Origin of the sequence: Streptomyces muensis, from assembly GCF_021474425.1 — a bacterium.
In the GTDB taxonomy this organism is placed as follows: Bacteria; Actinomycetota; Actinomycetes; order Streptomycetales; family Streptomycetaceae; genus Streptomyces; species Streptomyces muensis.
This window is the reverse complement of sequence record NZ_JAKEIP010000407.1, coordinates 1-5,242: the sequence shown is the minus strand read 5'-3', so window position 1 is coordinate 5,242 and position 5,242 is coordinate 1. Positions and strand designations below refer to the sequence as shown.

Genomic DNA, 5,242 nt, shown 5'->3' with positions numbered 1-5,242 from the left:
GCCCGGCCGGCAAATCCAGCCCCTCCGGCGTTTGAGGAGCGGGGTCTGGGGCGGAGCCCCAGAAAGGGGCGCGGGGACCTGCGCGACCAGCCCCCGCCCACCCGCACCCGAAGAAATGACCCCCCGGGGTCGAAGGGCGGAGCCCCTGGGGATGGGACGGGTAGGGGCGGCGGGGGCGTGGAACCTTCCGGGCTACAGGCCGTAGCGCTCCCGGGCTTCCTTCACCGCCGTCGCCTTGACCTCGCCCCGTCGGGCGAGCTGGGCGAGGGCCGCGACGACGATCGACTGGGCGTCGACGCCGAAGTGGCGGCGGGCCGCCTCGCGGGTGTCGGAGAGACCGAAGCCGTCGGCACCGAGCGAGGAGTAGTCCTGCTCGACCCACTGCGCGATCTGGTCCGGAACCTGGCGCATGTAGTCGGAGACCGCCAGCACCGGCCCCTCGGCCCCCTGCAGCGCCTGACGGACGTACGGCACCCGCTCCTCGCCCCGCAGCAGCGCCGCGTCCGCCTCCAGGGCGTCCCGCCGCAGCTCCGTCCAGGACGTCGCGGACCACACGTCGGCCGCCACGCCCCACTCCTCCGCGAGCAGCTTCTGCGCCTCGATGACCCAGTGGATCGCCGTGCCGGAGCCGAGCAGCTGGATGCGCGGGGCGTTCGCCGCCGGGGACAGCTCGGCCGACTCCGCCGTGCTGAAGCGGTACAGACCCTTGACGATGCCCTCGTCGATGCCGAGCCCGGAGGGCTTCGCCGGCTGCGGGAGCGGCTCGTTGTACACCGTGAGGTAGTAGAAGACGTTCGGGTCCTCACCCGGCGCCGCCTCGCCGTACATGCGGCGCAGGCCATCGCGCACGATCGTCGCGACCTCGTACGCGAACGCCGGGTCGTACGTCAGCGCCGCCGGGTTCGTCGCCGCGATGACGGGGGAGTGGCCGTCGGCGTGCTGCAGGCCCTCACCCGTCAGGGTCGTACGGCCCGCCGTCGCACCGACCAGGAAGCCGCGGCCGAGCTGGTCGCCGAGCTGCCACATCTGGTCGGCCGTGCGCTGCCAGCCGAACATCGAGTAGAAGATGTAGAACGGGATCATCGCCTCACCGTGCGTGGAGTACGCGGTGGACGCGGCGATGAAGTCGGCCATCGAACCGGCCTCGGTGATCCCCTCGTTGAGGATCTGGCCGTTCTTGGCCTCCTTGTAGTACATCAGCTGGTCACGGTCGACCGGCTCGTACGTCTGGCCCTTGGGGGAGTAGATCCCGAGGGACGGGAAGAGGCTCTCCATGCCGAAGGTGCGCGCCTCGTCGGGGACGATCGGCACCCAGCGCTTGCCCGTCTCCTTGTCGCGGACCAGGTCCTTGATCAGGCGGACGAAGGCCATCGTGGTCGCCACGTTCTGCGAACCCGAGCCCTTGTCGAAGGACGCGAACGCCTTCTCGGCGGGGGCCGGCAGCGGCGCCACCGGGTGCACGCGACGGGCCGGGGCGGGACCGCCGAGGGCCGCGCGGCGCTCCTGGAGGTAGCGGACCTCGGGGGAGTCGGCGCCGGGGTGGCCGTAGGGGACGACCCCGTCGACGAAGTCGCTGTCCTTGATCGGCAGCTCCAGCAGGTCGCGCATCGCCTTGAACTCGTCCACCGTCAGCTTCTTCATCTGGTGGTTGGCGTTCTTCGACGCGAAGCCCTCGCCGAGGGTGAAGCCCTTGACGGTCTGGGCCAGGATCACGGTCGGCGCGCCCTTGAACTCCAGGGCCGCCTTGTACGCCGCGAAGACCTTGCGGGCCTCGTGGCCACCGCGGGAGAGGTGGAAGCACTCGAGGATCTTGTCGTCGCTGAGCAGCTTCGCCAGCTCCACGAGCGCCGGGTCCTTGCCGAAGAAGTCCTGGCGGATGTAGGCGGCGTCACGGGTCTGGTACGTCTGCACCTGCGCGTCGGGTACCTCGCGCAGCCGGCGTACCAGCGCCCCGGTGGTGTCGAGCTGGAACAGCTCGTCCCAGGCCGTGCCCCACAGCGACTTCACGACGTTCCAGCCGGCGCCGCGGAACTGGGCCTCCAGCTCCTGCACGATCTTGAAGTTCGCGCGCACCGGGCCGTCGAGGCGCTGCAGGTTGCAGTTGATGACGAAGGTCAGGTTGTCCAGGCCCTCGCGGGAGGCCAGGGCGAGTGCCGCCGTGGACTCCGGCTCGTCCATCTCGCCGTCGCCGAGGAACGCCCAGACGTGGGAGTTCGAGACGTCCTTGATGCCGCGCGCCGTCAGATAGCGGTTGAAGCGCGCCTGGTAGATGGCGGAGAGCGGGCCGAGGCCCATGCTCACCGTCGGGAACTCCCACAGCCAGGGCAGGCGGCGCGGGTGCGGGTAGGACGGCAGGCCGTTGCCGCCGGACTCCTGACGGAAGTTGTCGAGGTGCTGCTCGGTGAGGCGGCCGTCGAGGAAGGCGCGGGCGTAGATGCCGGGGGAGGCGTGGCCCTGGATGTAGAGCTGGTCGCCCGAGCCGTCGGCTTCCTTGCCCTTGAAGAAGTGGTTGAAGCCGGTCTCGTAGAGCCAGGCCGCGGAGGCGAAGGTGGCGATGTGGCCGCCGACGCCGTGTTTGCTGCCCCGGGTCACCATGGCGGCCGCGTTCCAGCGGTTCCACGCGGTGATACGGGACTCCATCGCCTCGTCACCGGGCACGGCGGGCTCGGCGGAGGTCGGGATGGTGTTGACGTAGTCGGTCTCGAGGAGCTTGGGCAGCGCGATGCCGGTGCCCTCGGCCCTCTCCAGCGTGCGGCGCATCAGGTATGCGGCGCGGTGCGGACCTGCCGCCTTGGCGACCGCGTCCAGGGAGGCCTGCCATTCGGCGGTCTCCTCCGGGTCGCGGTCGGGGAGCTGGTCGAGCGCGCTCGGCTGGATGGCGTTGGGGTCGGTCATGTCGCCGCCTTCCTCAGTCGAAGGGGGTTCCCTCATCGGTAAGGGTTCGGGGGTGCCCTTTGTCTTTGGCAGGACAGGGCGGAGGGCCGCGGTGCGGTGGCACCTTGCGGCTCTGCCGCGTGGCCCGTCGGCGACAATAACTCGCTGATCGATGATCGATCAAAGGGTTGAGGGCGAAAACCTCTTGATCACGAGAAAGTCGGCACGGGGTGCCTTCGGCAGTGGCACGGGGTGACGGCTCCGTCGGCGGTTTGCGCAGGTGAGGAGGGGTGAGCGCGGATGAGCTCGGGAGCAGTCCGCACAGCCCCGCGCCGCCCTTTCAGGGCGCTTGTCAGGCCCGGGGTGCGCAGCCGAGGACGTGGCTCTTGACCAGGTCGGCGATGCGGGGATCGCGGCGCTTGAACGCGGCCACCAGCTCCGCGTGCTCCTCCGCGTACGACTGCTGCACCGTGCCCAGCCACCGGATGGACAGCGCCGTGAACACCTCGATGCCGAGGCCCTCCCAGGTGTGCAGCAGCACCGAGTTGCCCGCGGCGCGCACCAGCTCGCGGTGGAAGGCGACCGTGTGCCGCACCTGGGCCGTGCCGTCGGCCTCGCGGTCGGCCTCGTACAGCGCGGAGACATGGGGCTCCAGGGCGGAGCAGTCATCGGCGAGGCGGTCGGCCGCGAGTTCCGCGGCGATGGCCTCCAGGCCGGCCCGCACCGGGTAGCTCTCCTCCAGGTCGGCGGCCGTCAGACTCCGTACGCGTACGCCCTTGTTCGGCGCCGACTCGATCAGGCGCAGGGACTCCAGCTCGCGCAGCGCCTCGCGCACCGGCGTCTGGCTGACCTCCAGTTCGGTGGCGATCCGCCGCTCCACGATTCGCTCGCCCGGCTGCCAGCGACCGCTGATGATCCCCTCCAGGATGTGCTCGCGGATCTGTTCGCGCAGCGAGTGGATGACGGGGGCGGTCATGAGGGCTCCTTAGGGCGCGTTGACGTTTAGACAATACGGCCGTTGCGCTCCGCTGGGTGGGCCGACGGGGGTGCTTTGGTGCAGGTGAGACGAGACTTACACGGGGTGACTGGGGGCGGGGCGCCTGAGAGCTCGGTGCGCGGGGTTGTCGGGCGGGTGCGGGTGGTCGTTGGCTGGTCGCGCAGTTCCCCGCGCCCCTTCAGGTGGGTCCACCGCGCCTACCTCAAGGGGCGCGGGGAACTGCGCGAGCAACCACGAACCACCCGCACCCGCCAATCGACGAACCGCACCGAGCTCTCAGGCGCCCCAAAAAAATGACGCCCCGCCCGGAGAAAGTTCCGGACGGGGCGTCGTACTGCTGGTCGGCGATTACAGGCCGAGCTCGACCTCGAACTCGCCCGCCTCCAGGATCGCCTTGACCGCCGTCAGGTAACGGGCCGCGTCGGCGCCGTCCACCAGGCGGTGGTCGTAGGACAGGGTCAGGTACGTCATGTCGCGGACGCCGATGACCGTGCCCTCCTCCGTCTCGATCACGGCGGGACGCTTCACGGTCGCGCCGATGCCGAGGATCGCGACCTGGCCCGGCGGCACGATGATCGTGTCGAAGAGCGCACCGCGCGAACCGGTGTTGGAGATGGTGAAGGTCGCGCCGGACAGCTCGTCGGGCGTGATCTTGTTGGCGCGGACCTTGCCCGCCAGGTCGGCCGTGGCCTTGGCGATACCGGCGATGTTGAGGTCGCCGGCGTGCTTGATGACCGGGGTCATCAGGCCCTTCTCGGAGTCCACCGCGATACCGATGTTCTCGGTGTCGAAGTAGGTGATCGTGCCTTCGCCCTCGTTGATCTTGGCATTGATCGGCGCGTGCGCCTTCAGCGCCTGGGCCGCGGCCTTGACGAAGAACGGCATCGGGGAGAGCTTGACGCCCTCACGAGCCGCGAACGCGTCCTTGGCCCGGGCGCGCAGCTTCATCAGACGCGTGACGTCGACCTCGACGACCGACGACAGCTGCGCCTGCTCGTGCAGCGCCTTGACCATGTTGTCGCCGATGACCTTGCGGATGCGCGGCATCTTGACGGTCTGGCCACGGAGGGGGGAGGCCTCCAGGGCGGGCGCCTTCTTGGCAGCGGCGGCGGCCGGAGCTGCGGCAGCGGCCGGGGCCGGAGCAGCGGCGGCGGCCTTCGCGGCCTCGGCGGCGGCGACGACGTCCTGCTTGCGGATACGGCCGCCGACGCCGGTGCCCTTGACGGTGGCCAGGTCGACGCCGTTCTCGGCGGCGAGCTTGCGCACCAGCGGGGTGACGTAGGCGCCCTCGTCGGTCGCCTTGGCGGCGGCCGGAGCTGCGGCAGCGGCCGGGGCCGGAGCAGCGGCGGCGGCCTTCGCGGCCTCGGCGGC

3 protein-coding genes are annotated in these 5,242 nt (G+C 70.5%); all 3 read right to left on the bottom strand.

Annotation, left to right across the window (positions count from 1 at the left end; all coding sequences use genetic code 11):
• Positions 1 to 192: 192 nt before the first annotated feature.
• Positions 193 to 2,895: a pyruvate dehydrogenase (acetyl-transferring), homodimeric type gene (gene aceE / locus L0P92_RS41905; protein WP_234768384.1), complete on the bottom strand. Its 2,703-nt coding sequence runs from the start codon at positions 2,893 to 2,895 to the stop codon at positions 193 to 195.
• Between the two features lie 331 nt (positions 2,896 to 3,226).
• Complete coding sequence (locus tag L0P92_RS41900; RefSeq protein ID WP_234768383.1) at positions 3,227 to 3,850, bottom strand: GntR family transcriptional regulator; 624 nt, start codon at positions 3,848 to 3,850, stop codon at positions 3,227 to 3,229.
• Between the two features lie 369 nt (positions 3,851 to 4,219).
• On the bottom strand, positions 4,220 to 5,242 hold a 1,023-nt coding region (gene sucB / locus L0P92_RS41895; RefSeq protein WP_234768382.1), incomplete at its 5' end, for a 2-oxoglutarate dehydrogenase, E2 component, dihydrolipoamide succinyltransferase.

What these genes read in the sequence shown, in the direction of transcription:
- aceE (WP_234768384.1), bottom strand. Translation starts at nt 2,895, where the DNA reads ATGACCGACCCCAACGCCATCCAGCCGAGCGCGCTCGACCAGCTCCCC.
- L0P92_RS41900 (WP_234768383.1), bottom strand. Translation starts at nt 3,850, where the DNA reads ATGACCGCCCCCGTCATCCACTCGCTGCGCGAACAGATCCGCGAGCAC.